Annotated in this window: 12 protein-coding genes; 8 read left to right on the plus strand and 4 right to left on the minus strand. The window is 74.2% G+C overall.

Translation table 11 applies throughout. From position 1 onward, the window contains the following. The first annotated feature begins 233 nt into the window (after positions 1 to 233). A complete protein-coding gene (locus tag ACFWNV_RS25765; protein WP_383951465.1) occupies positions 234 to 1289 on the plus strand; it encodes an isopenicillin N synthase family dioxygenase in 1056 nt (351 codons plus the stop codon). Between the two features lie 55 nt (positions 1290 to 1344). On the opposite strand, the gene ACFWNV_RS25770 is transcribed toward ACFWNV_RS25765, so the two are convergent. Both ACFWNV_RS25770 and ACFWNV_RS25775 read right to left on the minus strand, forming a co-directional pair. Then, positions 1345 to 2589 carry a serine/threonine-protein kinase gene (locus ACFWNV_RS25770; protein WP_383951467.1) on the minus strand — a complete coding sequence of 415 codons (1245 nt, stop codon included), beginning with the start codon at positions 2587 to 2589 and terminating at the stop codon, positions 1345 to 1347. Positions 2590 to 2785: 196 nt separating this feature from the next. Then, positions 2786 to 4573, minus strand: coding sequence for a protein kinase (locus ACFWNV_RS25775; protein WP_383951470.1), 1788 nt, complete (start codon positions 4571 to 4573; stop codon positions 2786 to 2788). A gap of 495 nt (positions 4574 to 5068) precedes the next feature. On the opposite strand from ACFWNV_RS25775, the gene ACFWNV_RS25780 reads away from it, so the two are divergent. From ACFWNV_RS25780 to ACFWNV_RS25800, 5 genes are all read left to right on the plus strand, one after another. Beyond that, entirely contained in the window at positions 5069 to 9184 is a 4116-nt protein-coding gene (locus ACFWNV_RS25780; RefSeq protein WP_383951473.1) for an FHA domain-containing protein, read from the plus strand. 140 nt (positions 9185 to 9324) lie between these two features. Continuing rightward, positions 9325 to 10737, plus strand: coding sequence for an ABC transporter substrate-binding protein (locus ACFWNV_RS25785; RefSeq protein WP_383951476.1), 1413 nt, complete (start codon positions 9325 to 9327; stop codon positions 10735 to 10737). Positions 10738 to 10741: 4 nt separating this feature from the next. After that, complete coding sequence (locus ACFWNV_RS25790) at positions 10742 to 12115, plus strand: carbohydrate ABC transporter permease (protein ID WP_383951479.1); 1374 nt, start codon at positions 10742 to 10744, stop codon at positions 12113 to 12115. Then, entirely contained in the window at positions 12112 to 13032 is a 921-nt protein-coding gene (locus ACFWNV_RS25795) for a carbohydrate ABC transporter permease (RefSeq protein ID WP_383951482.1), read from the plus strand. Before ACFWNV_RS25790 ends, ACFWNV_RS25795 begins: the two co-directional genes overlap by 4 nt. 175 nt (positions 13033 to 13207) lie before the next feature. Beyond that, positions 13208 to 15457, plus strand: a complete 2250-nt coding sequence (locus ACFWNV_RS25800) for a CDP-glycerol glycerophosphotransferase family protein (protein ID WP_383951485.1) — start codon at positions 13208 to 13210, stop codon at positions 15455 to 15457. Positions 15458 to 15618: 161 nt separating this feature from the next. On the opposite strand, the gene ACFWNV_RS25805 is transcribed toward ACFWNV_RS25800, so the two are convergent. Next, positions 15619 to 16254, minus strand: a complete 636-nt coding sequence (locus ACFWNV_RS25805; RefSeq protein ID WP_383951488.1) for a TetR/AcrR family transcriptional regulator — start codon at positions 16252 to 16254, stop codon at positions 15619 to 15621. Positions 16255 to 16382: 128 nt separating this feature from the next. Between ACFWNV_RS25805 and ACFWNV_RS25810 the strand changes: the two genes are divergently transcribed. Both ACFWNV_RS25810 and ACFWNV_RS25815 read left to right on the plus strand, forming a co-directional pair. Beyond that, the gene (locus ACFWNV_RS25810; RefSeq protein WP_383951490.1) at positions 16383 to 17351 is read left to right on the plus strand and encodes an ABC transporter permease; all 969 of its coding nucleotides are present in this window, start codon (positions 16383 to 16385) and stop codon (positions 17349 to 17351) included. Between the two features lie 28 nt (positions 17352 to 17379). After that, complete coding sequence (locus ACFWNV_RS25815; RefSeq protein WP_383951499.1) at positions 17380 to 18171, plus strand: ABC transporter ATP-binding protein; 792 nt, start codon at positions 17380 to 17382, stop codon at positions 18169 to 18171. 150 nt (positions 18172 to 18321) lie between these two features. Here ACFWNV_RS25815 and ACFWNV_RS25820 read toward each other — a convergent pair. Continuing rightward, positions 18322 to 19598 (minus strand): NAD-glutamate dehydrogenase domain-containing protein (locus tag ACFWNV_RS25820; RefSeq protein WP_383951493.1); only part of this gene is annotated, 1277 nt, incomplete at its 5' end.

Raw genomic sequence — 19598 nt, forward strand, 5'->3', positions numbered from 1 at the left:
TACGCTCACGATATGACCGTCTTCCTCGTCAAGCGCCGCCATGTGGACCACATGCGTGTCACGACGACGAGCTGTCTGCCGCCGGACCATCCCCAAGCCTGATCCACCCCGATCCGACTTGGTCCTGTACGCGGCCTCGCGGTCCCGGCGCCAACCCTGCCGGCGGCCCTCCCCAGCCGCGGCCCCCGCCACCCCTGGGGACAGGACCCCGTGACATCCGAAACGGAGCCGTCATGCCGTCCGCGCACCCTTCCCCTTCTTCTCCCTCTTCTGCCTCCTCCGCGGCGCCCGAGGACCCCTTGCTCCCGGTCCTGGACCTCTCCCAGGCCGATGATCCGGCGCTGCGCGATTCCTTCCGCAAGGAACTGCACGCGGCCGCCCGGGACAGCGGTTTCCTGCACCTCACGGGGCATGGGGTCACTGCCGCCGAAACCGCCCGCATCCTGGATCTGACCAGGGCTTTCTTCGCCCTGCCGGAGGCGGACCGGCTGGCCGTGAGCAATCTGAACTCCCCGCACTTCCGGGGGTACACCCGCATCGGGCACGAGCTGACCGGCGGCGCCTCCGACTGGCGCGACCAGCTCGACGTGGGCGCGGAGCGGGCGGCGCGGGACCTGGGACCGGACGACCCGGCGTACCTGTGGCTGGAGGGCCCGAACCAGTGGCCCGCGGCGCTTCCGGAACTGCGGGACGCGGTGCTGGAGTGGCAGTCCCGGCTGGCGGCGGTGGCCCACCGGCTGCTCCAGGAGCTGCTCGCCTCGATCGGCGCACCGGCGGACTTCTTCGACGCGGCCTTCGCGGACCGGCCCCACCTGCACACGAAGCTGATCCGCTACCCCGGAGCCGCCCCGACGGGCACCGACCAGGGGGTCGGGGCCCACAAGGACTACGGCTTCCTCACCCTGCTCCTCCAGGACGCGGTGGGCGGGCTCCAGGTGGTCCGGGACGGGGCCTTCCTGGACGTGCCGCCGCTGCCGGGGGCGTTCGTGGTCAACCTGGGCGAGCTGCTGGAGATCGCCACGGAGGGGTACCTGACGGCGACGGACCACCGGGTGGTGAGCCCGGCGGGGGGTGTGGAGCGGTTCTCGGTGCCGTTCTTCTACAACCCGCGCCTGGACGCCGTCATCGAGACGGTCCCGGGCGACTACCTCGGCGCGGCGCCGGGGATAGCGCACGACGCGTCGAACCCGCTGCACGCGGAGTACGGCCGCAACGAGCTGAAGGGCTGGGTCCGCGCCCACCCCGCGGTGGCGCGGCGCTGGCACCCGGAACTGGTCCCCGGCGCGTAGCCCGGCCCGGGCGCCCTGCGGGGCCGGCCCCGCAGGGCCACGGCCACCCTCCCCGCTACGGGGCCGTCGAGCCCGACTGCTTGTTGTCCTGGGGCGGCGCCGAGTCGGAGGAGACGGCCAGCCAGCTGCCGACGCCGACCGCCGCGGCCAGGGCGACGGCCGCAGCCGACAGCGCGAGCCGCCGCTTGCGGACGGTCTCCGCCCGGTGCCGCGCGGAGCCCGGCCGGTGCCCCCCGGCGGGGCGCGGCACCCGGGCCGTGCCCAGGGCCCCGCCCGCCAGCTCGTCCGGCCCCGGCACCCGCATCGAGGTGTGGGTGTCGCGGTTGGAGTCCGTGGAGGAGCCGGGCACCAGCGGCACCACGCCCCGCCGCCGCACCGGATCGGCGGCCGCCTCCGGTTCGGTGAACTCCGGCTGCTCCGGCTCGTCCGGCTCGTCCACGTCCAGCGGCGGCATCCCCACCAGCAGCGGCAGCAGGTCCCGCAGCCGCAGGGAGAGTTCCGAGGCCCGCAGCCGCGAGGCGGGGGCCTTGGCGAGGCACTGGACCATCAGCTGCCAGAGCTCGTCGGGGATGCCGGGCAGCGGGACGACGGTTTCCGTCACGTGGCGCCGCAGCACCGCCCCGGGGTGCCCGCCGCCGAACGGCGTGAAACCGGCGAGCAGTTCGTACAGCACGGTGGCCAGGGCGTAGATGTCCACGGCCGCGCGCGGCGGCAGCCCCTCCACGATCTCCGGTGCCAGGTAGTCGGGCGTGCCGATGATCCGCGTGGTGGGGGCCGAGGTCCGGCCGCCGGTGGCCCGCCGCGGCGAGTCGATGAGCTTGGCCACGCCGAAGTCGGTGAGCAGCGCGGGATGCGCGCCGCCCGGGCCGAGCGGGCCCTGCATGTCGAGCAGGACGTTCTCCGGCTTCACGTCGCGGTGCACGACCCCGGCCGCGTGCGCCGCGGCCAGCGCGTCGGCGACGTCCGCGACGATGGCGACGGCCGCCTCGGGGGCGAGCCGCCGCTCGCGGTCGAGGCGCGTGCGCAGGTCCGTACCGCGGACGAGGTCCATGACGAGGGCGAGGTCGTTGCCGTCCACGACGAGGTCGCGGACGCAGACGACGTGCGGGTGCTCCAGGCCCAGGAGCGCGCTGCGCTCCTGGACGAACCGTCCGACGAGTTCCTGGTCGGACGCGAGGTCCTCGCGCAGCAGTTTGACGGCGACGGGGCCGTCAGGCCCCTCGCCCAGCCACACCGTGCCCGCGCTGCCGCGTCCCAGGATCTGGTGCGCGGTGTACCGGCTGCCGATCTTCCGTGCCACAACTGCTCCCTCAGCGGCTGGCGTACGCACCAAAGCTACGCGGCCGGGTGGGTGTTGGAGTCCACGGATCGCGGCGACCTTCACTTCTGCGGGCGAAATCACGTCCCGGAAGTCGACAAATCCACGAAGTCACCGACGCTAGGCCCCGTTCGCGTGGAATGTGCCGGTACAGCGGGCCCCGTCGGGACGGAAGGACTCAGGAGCCCGTACCGCCCGTGGCGTCGCCGATCGCGGTGACCCAGTCCACGGCGTCCGAACCCCAGGTCCACACCTGGTCCCACCAGCCGCGGCCGGTGCCGACCCACTCCTGGAGCGGGGTCAACTCCCAGACCAGCCAGCCCGCGACGAAGAACACCAGGATCATCACCAGGCAGCCCTTGAGGCAGCCCAGCCCCGGGATCTTCACCGGGTTCGCGCTGCGCCGCGGCTCGCGGGGCTCCCGCCGCTCCGGCTGACGGCCCGGCGGCGGACCCTGCGGGGGCTGCTGCTGAGGCTGCTGGGGCTGGCGGTACTGAGGCTGCTGCTGGGGCTGCTGGTACTGCTGGGGGTGCTGCTGCTGCGGCTGATAGTGCTGCGGCGGGGGCGGCGGCGCGTACTGCTGCTGCTGGTACTGCTGAGGCTGCTGGTACTGCTGCGGCGGCGGGGCCTGCCGGTACGGCTGCTGCTGCTGAGGCTGCTGCGGTCGCTGCGCCTGCGGAGGCTGCTGGGGCCGCTGCGGCTGCTGGTACTGCTGCTGCGGCGGCGGGCCCTGGCGCTGCGGCCGGCGGCGCAGCGGGTCCTCGCTCGGGTCCAGGTACTGCATCTGCGTCTGCTCGTTGCGGTCGCGGGCCGCCTGCATCTGCGACTGCCACGGGTGCGGCTGGTCCGGCCGCTGCACGGGCGGCATCACGGAGGTCGGGTCGGCGCCGGGCGCACCGGTGCTCGGGAGCACCGAGGTGGCGTCGGCCGCGCCGACCGGCGGCATCACGCTGGTCATGGCGTTGGGGTCGTAGGCCCCCATCGGGGAGGCGGCCCGGCCGGGCAGCATCTGCGTCGGGTCCGCGGCGCCCGGGGTCTCGGGGACCGGCGCGGGCGAGGGGTCGGGCGCGAGGAGCGCGCCGACGCCGAGGGCGGCCTCGACCTGGGCGGCCGTGGAGTGCACGCCGATGCCGGAGGCGACCACGCGCAGGCCGCGGGCCAGGGTCTCCGCGCTCGGGCGCTCGTAGGGCTCCTTGCGCATGCAGCGCTCGATGACCGTCCACAGCGGCTCGGGCACGTTCGGCGGGCGCTGCGGCTCCTCGCTGAGGTGGCGGTGCAGGACCTCCAGCGCGGTGCCGCCCGCGAAGGGCGGCCGGCCGGTGAGCAGCTCGTAGAGCAGGATGCCGGCGCCGTAGATGTCGACGGCGGAGGTCTGCGGGCGGCCCTCGGCGGACTCGGGGGCGACGTAGGCCGGGGTGCCGACGAACTCGTGCGTGCGCGTCAGGCCCGGGGAGTCCGCCAGGCGCGCGATGCCGAAGTCGGTGAGCATCGGCTTCATCTGGCCGTCGCGCTCGTCGACCAGGACGTTGGCGGGCTTCAGGTCGCGGTGGACCACGCCGTCGGCGTGGCTGGCGGCGAGCGCGTCCGCGATCTGGGCGGTGAGCAGGCTCGCGGCGACCGGGGAGAAGGGACCGTTCTCGCGGAGGTACTTGTGCAGGTCCGGACCGTCGATGAGGTCCATGACCAGGGCGAGGAGATCGCCCTCGACGACGAGGTCGCGGGTGCGGACGATGTTGGGGTGGGTCAGACGCAGCAGGACCGAGCGCTCGCGCAGGAAGCGCATGACGATGTCCGGGTCCTGGGCCAGCTCCTCCTTGAGGACCTTGATGGCCACGGTCTCGCCGGGGTGACCGGCGACCGCCGCCTCCGCACCGGCCGCCTCACGCTGGCGGGCGCGCCAGACGGTGCCCGTGGCGCCGCGCCCGAGCGGCTCCTCGAGCAGGTACTTGCTGCCGACTGGCCGCACGTCGCGCGCTCCCTGCTGTCGTCGATTCCGGCGAGCGATCCGCGCATGATCCGCGCGTGATCCAGGCCTGATCTGCGAAATGGTTTTCCGGCCCACTCTAGGGCTTGTCCCGAAGGAAGACGCGGGGTGAGGGAGGTTGGTTGCCGCACATATGCACGAAGGGTGATGTTTGCGGCCTATGCCGGGGGCGATTTTCCCGGCCATCCTGTCGATATCCGATCGGCCCGCTTGCAGGTCCGGTGCCGGTCTACGACCGATCAAGATCACTTGCGGGTGGGTGGCGGGCGTGTCGAAGACGACAGGTGCGAGGATGCACCCGTACGGAACGGCCGGGACGGGAGCCCCGCCTTCCGGGCAGACCTGACCGGACGACGCGTCCGTGCCGGGTGGGGGCGGACGGGCGGGCACCACGTGCGAACGGCACGGGTGATCCGTCCCGCAGGTCCCTGCCGGGCGCACACACCGCGCACCGCGCAGAAGGGACCGCTGACGGCGATGCAGATCCGGCTGACCGTCCTTGGGTCGGGGTCGCGCAGCGGCCACCAGACCGCCACCACGACCGCCACGGGCGGGGGTACCGGCGGAGGAGGCGCACCGGCGAGCTGTGACGTGCTCGTCACCGCACCCGCCGGCACCGCGCTCTCCGCGGTGGCCTCCGGGCTCGCGGCAACCGTCGGCGGACCCGACACCGGAGGCACGGTCGTGCTGTACGCCGGTACGGAGCGCCTGGACCCCGCGCGCTGCGCGCTCGGCGAGCCGCCGCTCGTGGACGGGGCGGTGCTGTCGCTGAACGTGCCCGGCCCCGACGTCCGCACGGACGGGACCACGGCCGCGACCGCCCTCGGCGACGGGCCGCAGCTGCACGTCGTGGCCGGGCCGGACGCGGGCGGGGTGCACCTGCTGCACCCGGGGGCGATCCGGATCGGGCGCTCGGCCGACGCGGACGTCCCGCTGGACGATCCGGACGTGTCCCGCCTGCACTGCACCGTGACGGTGCTCCCCGACGGGCGGGTGGCGGTGGCCGACCTCGGGTCGACGAACGGGACGACCCTCGACGGAGCGGTGGTCGGCGCGGAGCGGGTGGCGCTCGCGCCGGGTGCGCTGCTGCGCGTCGGCGAGTCCACGCTCCGCCTGGCCGTGGGCCCGGCCCTCACCCCCCTCCCCCTCACCCCCGACCTGGAGGGCCACCTCTCCGTCTCCCTCCCGGGCCACCCCGATGCCGGAACCGGCGCTACCCCGGGCGGCTCGGCCGACGCGCAGCCTGACGGCGGCTCCGGCGGAGCCTGGGCCGGGCCTACGCCGGGCACCGGGTCCGGGTCACACCCCGACGGCGGGGCCTGGGCCGGCGGTACGTCCGGCAACGCGGCGGGGTCGCGGCCCGGAGGCGGCGCCCCGAGCGGAGCCCGGACCGGCCCTACGCCGGGCAGCGCGGCCGGGTCACACCCTGACGGGGTCGGCTCCGGCGGAGCCTGGGCCGGCGGTACGTCCGGCACCGCGGCCGGGTCGCACTCCTCCGGCGGAGCCTGGGCCGACGGTACGTCCGGCAGCGCGGCCGGGTCGCACCCCGACGGCGGCACCTCCGGCGGAGCCCGGGCCGGGGGCGCGTACCCCGACGCGGGGGGCCGGGGCGTGCAGGGGCAGATCCCCCACCCCGCCCCTTCCCGAAACGGGGGCTCCGCCCCCGACCCCGTACGGCCCGGGTACGGAACCCCGGGCGCGCCCGCGGCGCACCGGGACGGCAGCACCGGATCGGTTCCCGCCGCCCGGGGCGCCGAACACCGCACCGGAGGCGGCCCGGCCGCCCCCGGCTCCGCCGCCGCGGACCCCTGGCCGTACGGCGAGGCCCGCCAGGACGGCGGCGCCGGCCGGATCGCCCGGCCCGCGTCCGGCGCCCCGGGCACGGGACACCAGTCGCGCCCCGACCGGCCCGGCGCCGGACCGTACGGCGCAGCGCCCCACCAGGCCGGAGCCGCAGGCCCGCACGACCCGTACGCCGGAGCACCGCACCCGGCCGCAGAGGCCCGCCGGTACGGCGGAGCAGCGCACCCCGATGGCGGTTCCTCCCCGTACGGGGAACCGGCCCACCCCGGCGCGGCCCCCGGCCGGCACGCCGCAGCACCCCACCAGGCCGGCGCCGCGGGCCCGTACCCCGGAGCGGAACACCGGGGCGGAGCCGCAGGCTCGTACCCCGGAGCGGAACACCCGGCCGGAGCCGCAGGCCAGTACGCCGGAGCCGAACACCCGGGCGGAGCCGCAGGCCCCTACGCCGGAGCGGAACACCCGGCCGGCGCCGCAAGCCCCTACCCCGGCCCGGAGCACCCGGCCGGAGCCGCCGGGCCCCACCGCGGGGCCGCCCAAGGACCCCAGGCCGCCGGAGGTGTCGGCCCGTACGGGTACGACGGCCCGGGATCGGCTCCGCGGACCGGGGTCGAGCATCACGGTGCGGGCGGCTGGGAGGAGCCCGAGGCGGCCCCCGGGAACGGGACCGGGTCCGAGTCCCGCCGCGGAGCGCGTCGCGGGATCGGGGCCTGGGCGCGGAAGTGGGTGCGCGGGGCGGACGCCGTGGAGGTGGAGGTCGTCGCCGAGGTGGCGGCCGCCGTCGCCGCGCGGCCCGGCTCCGACGATCCCGCGACCCTGCTGCTGACCGCCCTCGGGCCGGCCCCGCGGCTGTGGGCCGGGCCCGCCGGGCTCGACGTCACGCTCGGCGCGGGCAGCGAGGTCGCGCTGCGCGAGACCGGCGCGCTCGGCATCGCCGGGCCCCGGGCCCGGCTGACCGGTGTGGCCCGCTCCGTCATCGCCCGGCTGGCGGCCCTGCACGCCCCCGGCCAGCGGCTGGAGATCGTGCTGATCTCCACCGACCGGGCCCGCCCGCTCGCCGAACGCCGCCGCGACTGGGGCTGGCTCGGCTGGCTGCCCCACGTACGCCCCGCGCACGGGCAGGACTGCCGGCTGCTGCTCGCGTACGACCGCGATCAGGCGGCCGCCCGCACCGGGGAGCTGACCCGGCGGCTCGACGACGGCCCGCTCGGCACCCACTGGGCCACGGCCGGCCCGGACGCGGTGCGCGAGGCCTCGTACGCCTACCGGGGCCCGTACACCCTCCTGGTGCTCGACGGGGATCCCGGTCCCGGGGCGCTGCGGGACATCACCGCCCGGCTGACCTCGCACGGTCCGGCCGCCGGGATCCACGTGCTGGCCCTGGCCGAGGCGCCGGCCGCGACGCCCGCCTCGCCCGTCACCGAGACCTACGAGGCGGCCTGCGCGGCCGCCCCCGCCTTCCGGGACTGCGGGACCGCCGCCCTGCTGAGCGGTGATGTGGCCACGACCGTACGGACCTTCACGGTCTCGGGCGGCGCACCGGCCGCGTCCGGCGGTACGGCCACGGCGGACGCCGTGTCGGCGGCCTGGGCGGAGCGGTTCGCCCGCGCCCTGGCCCCGCTGAAGGCCGACTCCCCGGTCACGGAGGGCGGTTACCGTCCCGCCGCCGCCCAGCTGCCCCAGACCGCCCGGCTGCTGGACGAGTTGGGGCTGGCCCGGGCCACCCCGGCTTCCCTGATGGCCCGTTGGGCCGCCTCCACCGACCAGGGGCAGCGCGTCGGCGGGCTCGCGGAGATAGTCCTCGGCACCGGCCGGCGCGGGCCGGTGGGCGCCGAACTGGTCACCGACGGGCCGCACGTGCTGATCGAGGGGCCCGCCGGCAGCGGCCGTACGGAACTGCTGCGCTCGGTGGCGGCCTCCCTGTCGGCGGCCGCCCGGCCCGACCGGCTCGGCCTGGTCCTGCTCGACGGGGCCGGCGGCGAGCGCGGCGACGGCCTGCTGCCCTGTACGGAGCTGCCGCACGTCTCGGCGCACCTGATCGCCTCGGACCCGCTGCGGATGCGGGAGTTCGCGCAGGCGCTGGGGGCCGAGCTGAAGCGGCGGGCCGAGCTCCTGGACGGGGTGCCGTTCTCCGAGTGGCACGCCGTGCGCGAGGTCTCCGACCGGATGGTCTCCCCCCGCCAGCCCACCCCCGGCGAGCTGCGCGGCGATCTGGAACCCCAGCGTTCCGGGACCCTGCGGCTGCGCACCTCGGCCACGCGTACCGATCCGGCGGCCGGGCCCAGCCCGCTGCCCCGTCTGGTCGTGCTCGTGGACGACTTCGACGCGCTGGTCGCGCCGGGTCTGGGCAGCACGGGCCGGCCCGCCGCCGGTTCGGTGGTCCGCGCGCTGGAGGCGGTGGCCCGCGAGGGTGCCCGGCTCGGGGTGCACCTGGTGGCCACCAGTGCCCGCCCGGACCGGACGGCCGACACCGAGCTGGCCCGGGTCGCGACCCTGCGCGTGGAGCTCGACGCCCCCGACCAGCCGGGTCCCGGCCGGGGCGTGCTCCGGTACGCCGACGGGCGCACCGTCCCCTTCCAGGGCGGCCGGGTCACCGGCCGGATCCCCCGGACGGCGACGCTGCGGCCGACGGTGGTGCCGGTGGAGTGGGAGCGGATGGGCGATCCGCCGGCCCGGCGCCCGGTCCGCGAGCTGGGCAACGGCCCGACCGACCTGGCGCTGCTGGCCAGCGCCCTGGACCGGGCCTCGCACCTGGTGTCGGCGGTCCCGGTGCTGTTCCCCCCGGCCCCCTGAGACGGCCCCCGGCCGGCACGGCCCGGCGGCCCCGCGCCCACCCCCGTACGCCGAGAGGCGGTATTGCGGGGGTGGGCGGGGCGGCGTAGACCTTGTGGCACGGGACACACCATCGCCAGCGAGGCATCGGGGGCACCGCCATGCGCCAGCACGGATCGAGCCGCACGACATCTCTTCGTCGTCGCACGACATCTCTTCACACGCGTCACACGCGTCACACGTGGGCCGCCCTGGCCGTGGTGGGCGCGCTCGCGCTCAGCGCGTGCGGCGGCAGTGACGGCAAGGAGCCGGCGAAGGGCAAGGACGGCCCCGACACCTCGGGCGCGCCGACCGTCGCCTTACCCCGTCTCGACGGGGAGAAGCTGGAGGTCGCCGCCGTCTGGACGGGCGCCGAGCAGGCGAACTTCGTCAAGGTCCTGAAGGAGTTCGAGCAGCGCACGGGCGCCACGGTCACCTTCGTCCCGGCCCAGGACCCCATCGTCACCTTCCTCGGCTCGAAGATCGCGGGCGGGGCCCCGCCGGACGTGGCACTGCTCCCGCAGGTCGGGGCGCTGGTCTCGGCGGTGAAGAACAAGTGGGCGCAGCCGGTCGGCGCGGAAGCGCAGGCCCAGCTCGACAAGAACTACTCGAACGGCTGGAAGACGCTGGGCGCGGTCGACGGGACCCAGTACGGCGTGTACTACAAGGCCGCCAACAAGTCGCTGATCTGGTACAACGCGAAGGCCTTCGAGGCGGCTGGGGTCAAGCCCCCGGCGACCTGGAAGGAGCTGCTCACCGCGGCCGACACCCTGTCCGCTTCGGGCACCCCGGCGGTTTCGGTGGCCGGGGCCGACGGCTGGACCCTGACCGACTGGTTCGAGAACGTCTACCTCTCGCAGGCGGGCCCGGAGAAGTACGACCAGCTGGCGAAGCACGAGATCAAGTGGACGGACGACAGCGTGAAGCAGGCGCTGACCTCGCTCGCCGAGCTGTTCGGCCGCAAGGACTTCCTGGCGGGCGGCCAGAGCGGGGCGCTGGCGACCGAGTTCCCGAAGTCGGTGACGCAGACCTTCACCGGCGGGGACCGGCCGGCGGCCGCGATGGTCTACGAGGGCGACTTCGTGGCGGTGAACATCGCGCAGACCGAGGCGAAGGTGGGCACGGACGCGCTGGTCTTCCCCTTCCCGGCGGTCGGCGCCAAGGCCCCGGTGGTCTCGGGCGGGGACGTGGCGGTCGCGCTGAAGGCCTCGAAGGGCGCTCAGGCACTGCTGACGTTCCTGGCCTCGGTGGACTCCGCGCGGATCCATGCCCGTGAGGGCGGCTTCCTCTCCCCGAACAAGTCCCTCGAACCGGCCGCGTACCCGAACGACATCCAGCGCGGCATCGCCGAGGCCCTGATCGCGGCGGGCGACAACTTCCGCTTCGACATGTCGGACCAGGCTCCGGCGGCCTTCGGCGGGACCCCGGGCGCGGGCGAGTGGAAGGCGCTCCAGGACTTCCTGGCGAACCCGGCCGACGTGGCGGGGACGCAGGCGAGGCTGGAGGCGGACGCGGCCAAGGCCTACGGGAACTGATCCCGTGGCCTCCCCCGCCCCCACCCCGGTCGCCTCCCCCACCCCCACCCCGGCGGCGCACCCCGCCACCGGCCCCCGCTCCCCCAAGCGCACGGAGATACGGCGCCGCCGGCTGACCGCCGCGGCGTTCCTCCTGCCCTCCCTCGTCCTGCTCGGCGCGCTCGTCGTACACCCCATCGGCTACTCGCTCTACCGCAGCTTCTTCGACCGCTCCGGCGAGGAGTTCGTGGGCGCCGGGAACTACGGGGAGATCCTGCGCGACGACACGATCCGCACCGCGCTGGGCAACACGGCGATCTGGGTGGTGCTGGCCCCGGTCACCGCCACCGCGCTCGGTCTGCTCTTCGCCGTGCTGACCGAACGGGTGCGCTGGGGAACGGCCTTCAAGCTGATCGTCTTCATGCCGATGGCCATCTCGATGCTCGCGGCGGGCATCATCTTCCGGCTCGTCTACGACGCCGACCCCGACCGGGGCGTGGCCAACGCCGTCTGGGTCGGCGTCCACGACACCTTCGCCGAGTCCTCCGCCTTCCCCAAGGCGCGCCCCGGCCGGGACTCTCCGCTGGTCCCGGCGGACGGGGGCGCGTACGTGACCCGCGATCCGGTACGGGCGGGCGTGCCGGCCCTCCTCCCGCTGGTCGGGATCGCCCCGGAGGCCCTGCCCGGGGGCACCGCCACGGCGAAGGCGGCCGCCCCCGGGCCCGGCAAGGTCACCGGCACCGCCTGGCAGGACTTCACCCGGGGCGGGGGCGGTACGACGAACACCGTCGACCCCACCGAGTCCGCCCTGTCGGGGCTGCGGGTCGAGGCGGTCAAGGACGGCCGCGTGGTCGACTCGGCGCGGACCCGGGCCGACGGCACCTTCACCCTGTCCGGCGCGGCCGACGGCGCCCTGCTGCGGCTGCCCGCCTCGAACTTCCGGGAGGCGTACGCGGGCGTCGAGTGGCTCGGCCCGACCCTGGTGACCCCGGCGGTGATCGGGGCTTACGTGTGGATGTGGGCCGGGTTCGCGATGGTGCTGATCGGGGCCGGGCTGGCCGCCGTACCGCGCGAGCTGCTGGAGGCGGCGCGGGTGGACGGGGCGAGCGAGTGGCAGGTGCTGCGGCGGATCACGGTGCCGCTGCTGGCGCCCGTCCTGGCCGTCGTGCTGGTGACCCTCGTCATCAACGTCATGAAGGTCTTCGACCTGGTCTTCGTGATCGCGCCCGGCGCGGTGCAGGACGACGCCAACGTCCTGGCGCTCCAGCTGTACCGGACCTCCTTCGGCACGGACGCCGATCCGGGGCTGGGCAGCGCCATCGCGGTGCTGCTGCTGGTGCTGGTGGCTCCGGTCATGGCCTACAACATCCGCCGGATGCGCCGGGAGGCCCGCCGATGAGCACACCGCCGCGCACGCAGCCCCGTACCCCGTCCCGCGCTCCGTCCCCCGCCTCACCTCCCGCCCCGGTGTCCGCCGTGCGCTCGCTCGCCGGCCGGGCGGCCGGCGGGGCGCTGCGCGTCTTCCTGGTCCTCGCGGGCCTGTTCTGGCTGCTGCCCACGCTCGGGCTGCTGGTCTCCTCCTTCCTCTCCCCCACCGCGCTGAACGACGGCGGCTGGTGGCAGGCGCTGACGGCGCCCTCCCGGCTGACGGCCGACAACTACGAGCGGCTGCTTTCCAACGAGACCGTCACGGGCTCGCTCCTCGACACGGCGGCCATCGCCGTCCCGGCGACCCTGCTCGTCCTGGCGCTGGGATCGTTCGCCGGATACGCCTTCGCCTGGCTGGAGTTCCCCGGCCGCGACTGGCTGTTCCTGCTCGTGGTCGCGCTGCTCGTCGTCCCCGTCCAGGTGGCGCTGATCCCGGTCTCCGAACTCTTCGGCTCCATCGGCCTGTTCGAGACCACGGCGGGCGTGGTCCTCTTCCACACCGCCTTCGGGCTGCCGTTCGCGGTGTTCCTGCTGCGCAACTTCTTCGCGGAGATCCCGCGCGAGCTGCTGGAGGCGGCCCGTCTCGACGGGGCGGGCGAACTGCGGCTGTTCGCCCGGGTGGTGCTGCCGCTGGGCGGTCCGGCGATCGCCTCGCTCGGCATCTTCCAGTTCCTGTGGGTGTGGAACGACATGCTGGTCGCCCTGGTCTTCGCGGACTCGGCGCACCCGCCCGTCACGGTCGCCCTCCAGCAGCAGGTACGGCAGTTCGGGAACAACATCGACGTGCTGGCGCCCGGCGCCTTCCTGTCGATGGTGGTGCCGCTCGTCGTGTTCTTCGCCTTCCAGCGGCAGTTCGTCTCGGGGGTGATGGCGGGAGCGATCAAGTAGCCGACCGCTGGCCGCCCGTGCGGGGGACGGGGCGGGCGATCAAGGAATCAGCCTCTGATCATGGTGTTGACGTGCCGGGTTGACGCTCCGTAACCCGAATGCCGCACCCTGCGTAACCCGATCACCACGCCGGGGGTTCCTGGGCCATATGCCCGCGCCGACCCCTGGATGTGCCGTGCCCCGGTTCAGCGTCATCGTGCCCGCGTACAAGGTCCAGGCGTACCTCCAGGAGAGTCTGGACTCGGTCCTGACCCAGTCGTATCCGGATCTCGAACTGATCGTGGTCGACGACGCCTCCCCGGACGCCTGCGGCTCGATCATCGACGACCACGCGGCCCGCGACCCCCGGGTCACCGCCGTGCACCTGGCGCACAACCTCGGCCTGGGACCGGCCCGCAACGCGGGCCTGTCCCGCGCCACCGGCGACTACGTGCTCTTCCTCGACGGCGACGACACCCTCGCCCCCGGCGCCCTGCAGGCCATCACCGACCGGCTGAAGGCCACCGGCTCCCCGGACGTCCTCGTCTACGACTACGCGCGCACCTACTGGACCGGCGAGCTGGTCCGCAACAGCCAGTCCCACCGCCTCTCCGAGGAGGGTCCGGCCAGCTTCCGCCTCGCCGACCGCCCCGCCCTCCTCGGCATGCTGATGGTGGTGTGGAACAAGGCCTACCGCCGCGAGTACGTGGAGCGCGAGGGCCTCTCCTTCCCGCCCGGCTTCTACGAGGACACCCCCTGGACCTACCCGGCCCTGCTGGCGGCCGAGTCGGTCGCCGTCCTCGACCGGGTCTGCGTGCACTACCGCCAGCGCCGCACGGGCTCGATCCTGACCACGTCCACCCGCCGCCACCTGGACGTCTTCGACCAGTACGACCGCGTCTTCGGCTACCTCGCCACCCGCCCCGAACTGGAGCGCTGGCGGCCCGCCGTGCACCGGCGGATGGCCGAGCACTTCTGCGCCCTGTACGCGGACCCGCGCCGGCTCCCGCACGCCGCCCGGGCCGAGTTCTTCGCCCGGGCCTCGGCCCTGCTGCGCCGCTACCGGGTGCCGGGCCCCCGGCCGCTGTCCCTGAGCCGGACGGACCGCACCCGCCACCTCCTGATGCGGCTGGGCACCAGGCGCGGGTACCGCATCCTCTCCCTGCTCCGCTCGGCCTCGCTCACCGCGGGCCGCGCCGGGCTCACCCTGGGCCGGGGCCTGCGCGAAACGGCCCTGCGCCTGCACTACCGCGCCCAGCGGCTGCTCCCGCTCCGCCCGGAGCTGGCGGTCTTCTCCGCGTACTGGCACGGCGGTTACGCCTGCAACCCGGCGGCCATCGAGGCCAAGCTGCGCGAACTCGCCCCGCGCATGCGGACGGCCTGGATCTGCGATCCCGCGCACGCCTCGACCCTGCCCCGCGGCACCACCCCGCTCCGGCCGGGCTCGGCGGCGTACTGGACGGCCCTGGCCCGCGCGACCTACCTCGTCACCAACGTCAACTTCGACCGTGCGCTGGTCAAGCGCCCCGGCCAGATCCTGGTCCAGACACAGCACGGCACCCCGCTCAAGCGGGTCGGCCTCGACCTCCAGGACCGCCCGGCGGCCACCCCCACCACGGACTTCGCGGGCCTGCTGCGCGGCGCGGACCAGTGGGACTACCTGCTCTCCTCGAACCGCCACTCCACCCTCGTCTGGGAGAAGGCGGTCCCGTCCTCCTACACCACGCTCGAATACGGCTACCCCCGCAACGACGTGTTCCACCGGGCCACCCAGGCGGACGTCCTGGAACTGCGCGAACGCCTCGGCATCCCGCCGGGCTCCACCGCGATCCTGTACGCGCCGACCCACCGCGACTACCGGCGCAGCCGCCCGGCCCACCCGGACTTCGACCGCATCCTGCGCGACCTGGGCCCGCGCTACACGATCCTGAACCGCACCCACCACACCTACGCCGGCTCGCCCTCCCCCGAGCCGCACCCCCGCCTCCTCGACGTCTCCTCCCACCCCTCGGTCGAGGAACTCTGCCTGGCCTCGGACGCGTTGGTGACGGACTACTCGTCGCTGATGTTCGACTACGCGGCCCTGGACCGCCCGATCGTGATCCACGCGGACGACTGGGAGGCGTACGAGGCCTCCCGCGGCACGTACTTCGACCTGCGCGCCTTCCCCCCGGGGGCGATCGCCCGCACCGAGGACGAGCTGGTGGACATCTTCTCGACGGGCCACTGGCAGGGCTCCCGCTCCGCGCAGCTCCGCGCGTCCTTCCGGACCCGGTTCTGCACGCACGACGACGGCCAGGCCGCGGAGCGCGTGGTCCGCCGCGTCTTCCTGAGCCAGCCGGCATCCCCCATCACCCCCCTGGAAGACCGCCGCCCCACCCCCGCGGCCCCCGCACCCACCCCGGAACCCACCCTGGCCCACCTCACCACGGGCCGCTGGCCGTAGCCATATCCAGCCCCGCCGGCGTTTGAGGCGCGGGGTCCGGGGCGGAGCCCCAGGGGGTCCGGGGCTCCGCCCCGGGGAACGGGCGAAGGGCGGGGAGGGGACTTCGCCCCGCGCAGCGGCAAAGGGTGCTGCGGGGAACTCCGCCCCGCGCGGCGGAGCCCTCAGGCGGCCGGCCCGGCCGTCAGCCCGGCGACGACCGACCGCGCAAGGTCGTCCAGGTATCCCCCCGGGACGGAGTCCCGCACGACGACCTGCCGCCAGTACAGCGGCCCGATCGCCAGATCGAGCGCCCTCCCCGCATCCACCCCCACGGGAAGCTCGCCGCGCGAAACCGCCTCGGAGATGATCCCCTCGGCCATCCGCCGCTGCCCCTCAAGCAGCGCACCCCGCACCGCATCCGCGATCTCCGGATTCCGCGCGGCCTCCACCAGCAGGTCAGGGATCACCGCCGAGGCCACGGGATGCCGCAGCACGTGTGACATCACCTCCAGCAGGGCCCGTACGTCCCCGTAGAGCGACCCGGTCGACGGCACGGGCAGGCCGTCCACGGCGAAGGCGCCCACCAGGTCCAGGACCAGGTGCAGCTTCGACTTCCACCGGCGGTACACGGCCGTCTTCCCCACGCCCGCCCGCCGCGCGATGCCCTCGATGGACATCCGCGCGAAGCCCACGGTGGCCAGTTCCTCGAGCACGGCCGCCCGGATCGCCTCGGTCACGTCCTCACGCAGAACGGCGGCCCCCGCAGGGGCTCTACGGGCGGCGGGGGCAGCGGGGGCGGCAGCAGGCTCAGGCGTCATAAGCAGAGCATAACCCGCCACGACGATACGGTTGCGTTCCGACGTCGGACGACCTAACCTCACCGTAGCGACGATACGGACCCGTCCCATCGCCAGCCGACGCCCAGACCCCGTCGAAAGCGACCCCCGTGACAGCGACCACCGCGCCACCCCAGGCCCCCGCCCCGGCCCCCGCACCTCCCCGGGGCCGGACCAAGGACGCCAAGGCCAAGGCCAACGCCAAGGCCCCGGACCCCATCGCCGAGCTGGCGGCGGCCCACGACCTGACCCTCAGCGGAGCCCGCCCCACCCTCCCCCGCTACATCGCCCAGCTCTGGACCCGGCGCCACTTCGTGACCGCGTACGCCACCGCCCGGATGCGCGCCCAGTACAGCGAGGCGAGCCTCGGTCAGGTCTGGCACCTGGTGACGCCGCTGCTCAACGCGGCCGTCTACTACTTCATCTTCGGCCTCGTCATGCACGCCAGCCGCGGCGTGCCGGACTACCTGCCGTTCCTGATCACCGGCGTCTTCGTCTGGGACTTCATCGGAAGCTCCATCAACGCCTCCACCCGCGCCGTCCAGGGCAACCTCGGCCTGGTGCGCGCCCTGCACTTCCCGCGCGCCTCGCTGCCCCTGTCCACCGTCGTGCAGCTCTTCCAGCAGCTGCTCGTCACCATGGGCGCGCTGTTCATCCTGCTGCTCGCCTTCGGCCAGAGCCCCTCCCCGAACTGGCTGCTGGCCGTTCCCGTCCTGCTGCTCATGGCCGGCTTCTGCGCGGGCTGCGCCATGATCATGGCGCGGGTCGGGGCGAAGCACCCGGACATCAGCCAGCTGATGCCCTTCGTCCTGCGGACCTGGATGTACGCCTCGGGCGTCATGTGGTCGATCGACAAGATGCTCAAGGACGACCACCTCCCGCACTGGATCACGTCGGCACTCGAACTGAACCCCGCGGCCGTCTTCATCGACCTGATGCGCTTCGCGCTCATCGACTCGTTCAAGGCGGGCCAGCTCCCGCCCCACGTCTGGCTGATCGCGCTCGGCTGGTCCCTGCTCGTCGGCGTCGGCGGGTTCGTTTTCTTCTGGAAGGCAGAGGAGGAGTACGGCCGTGGCTGACACCGCAACCGCATACCCGACCCGCACCCTGAGCCCCGCCCCGCAGGTCCCGGACACCCGTGTGCCGACCGTCATCGCGGACGACGTCCACGTGATCTACAAGGTGCACGGCGCCGGCGGCGGCAAGGGCGGCGCCACCGCCGCCCTGAGCCGGCTCTTCTCCCGCGGGCCCGCCCCCGGCATCCGCGAGGTGCACGCCGTCAAGGGCGTCAGCTTCACCGCGTACAAGGGCGAGGCCATCGGTCTGATCGGCACCAACGGCTCGGGCAAGTCCACCCTGCTGTCCGCCATCGCCGGCCTCCAGCCGGTCGCCCGCGGCCGGATCTTCTCGCACGGCCAGCCCTCGCTGCTCGGCGTGAACGCCGCCCTGATGAACGACCTGACCGGCGAACGCAACGTGGTCCTCGGCGGCCTGGCCATGGGCATGTCCAAGCAGCAGATCCGCGAGCGCTACCAGGAGATCGTCGACTTCTCCGGCATCAACGAGAAGGGCGACTTCATCTCCCTGCCCATGCGCACCTACTCCTCCGGCATGGGCGCCCGGCTGCGCTTCTCCATCGCCGCCGCCAAGGACCACGACGTCCTGATGATCGACGAGGCCCTGGCCACCGGCGACGCCGCCTTCCAGCGCCGTAGCCAGGCCCGCATCGAAGAACTCCGCGAACGGGCCGGCACCGTCTTCCTCGTCAGCCACGGCATCGGCACGGTCCGCGAAACCTGCGACCGCGCGATCTGGCTCGAATCAGGCGTCCTGCGCATGGACGGCCCCTCGGACGAGGTCTGCGACGCGTACGAGGAATTCACGTCGGCCAAGAATTAGCCCCTCCGGCGTTTGAGGAGCGGGGGTCCTGGGGCTGGCCCCCGGCAACGGCGCCGCACCCGCCCGCAACGCACCACGCCACGAACGGGCCGGGCCCGGAACCCCAGAAGGGGTCCCGGGCCCGGCCCGTTCCGCACCAGCCCGTCAGGGCTAAGCGTGTGCCCGGAGCAGCGAGCGCATGGTCCGCATGGCGACGGACAGATTCGCCAGATCGAAGTCGTCCGACCCCTGGATCTCGTCCAGAGTCGTCCGCGCACGCCCGATGATCGCCGTGTTCTTCTCCTCCCACGCCTTGAAGCGCTCCTCGGGAGTCGACGTACCGTTCCCGACGGCCAGCACGTCCGCGGTCAGCGCCGCGTGCGCCGAGAACAGGTCCTCGCGGATGGACGCGCGGGCCATCGACTGCCAGCGGTCGGCCCGCGGCAGCTCGATGATCCGGTCCATCAGCTTGGTGATGTCGAGCCGGTCGGCGAGGTCGTAGTACACCTCGGCGACCGCGAGCGGCTCGACCCCGGTACGGTCCGCGATCGCGACGATGTCCAGCGTCGGGAAGGCCGAGGAGAACCCGGCCACCTTCGCCGCCAGCTCCTCCGGCACGCCCTCGCCGATCAGCTCGGCCATGACCGCCTCGTACCACTCCAGGTCCGCGCCGCGCACCAGCTTCGGCACGTCCGACCAGACCCCCTCGACCCGCTCCGCGAAGAGCTCGATGGTCTCGGTGATCTGGAGCGGCTGCGGCCGGTTGTTCAGCAGCCAGCGCGTACCGCGCTCGACCAGGCGCCGCGAGTGCAGCCGGATCCGGGTCTGGACGTCGGCGGCGACCTCGTTGTCGAGGGCCTCGACCGCGTCCCACACGGCGGCCAGGCCGAAGATCTCGCGGGCCGCGAGCTGCGCCCGGACGATCTCCTCCAGGGAGGCTCCGGTCTCCTCGCGCAGACGGTGCAGGAAGGTCGAGCCACCGCTGTTGACGGTGTCGTTGACCAGCACCGTGGTGATGATCTCGCGGCGCAGCGCGTGTGCGTCGACCTGCTCGGGGAACTTCGCGAGCAGCGCGCCCGGGAAGTAGGCGTGCAGCAGGCGGTCCAGGTACGGGTCGTCCGGCAGCTCGGTGTGGATGAGCTCGTCCGCCACCGTGATCTTGGTGTAGGCGAACAGGACGGCCAGTTCCGGCTGGGTCAGGCCCTTGCCGTTGTTGAGCAGCTCGCGGATCTGCCGGTCGTTGGGCAGGAACTCCAGCGCGCGGTCCAGCAGGCCGTCACGGCCCAGGCGGCGCATGAAGCGCTGCTGGGCGTGGAGCAGGCTGGGGGCCTGGGCGGCGCCGTTGGCCAGGGCGACGTTCTGCGCGTAGTTGTTGCGCAGCACGAGCCGGCCGACCTCGTCGGTCATCTCGGCGAGGAACTTGTTGCGCTGCTTGACGGTCAGGTCCC

It is taken from the genome of Streptomyces sp. NPDC058401, from assembly GCF_042722885.1.
In the GTDB taxonomy this organism is placed as follows: Bacteria; Actinomycetota; Actinomycetes; order Streptomycetales; family Streptomycetaceae; genus Streptomyces.

Excerpts from the sequence above, each read along its gene's own strand:
- ACFWNV_RS25765 (WP_383951465.1), top strand. The coding sequence starts at position 234 with ATGCCGTCCGCGCACCCTTCCCCTTCTTCTCCCTCTTCTGCCTCCTCC.
- ACFWNV_RS25780 (WP_383951473.1), top strand. The coding sequence starts at position 5,069 with ATGCAGATCCGGCTGACCGTCCTTGGGTCGGGGTCGCGCAGCGGCCAC.
- ACFWNV_RS25785 (WP_383951476.1), top strand. The coding sequence starts at position 9,325 with ATGCGCCAGCACGGATCGAGCCGCACGACATCTCTTCGTCGTCGCACG.
- ACFWNV_RS25795 (WP_383951482.1), top strand. The coding sequence starts at position 12,112 with ATGAGCACACCGCCGCGCACGCAGCCCCGTACCCCGTCCCGCGCTCCG.
- ACFWNV_RS25805 (WP_383951488.1), bottom strand. The coding sequence starts at position 16,254 with ATGACGCCTGAGCCTGCTGCCGCCCCCGCTGCCCCCGCCGCCCGTAGA.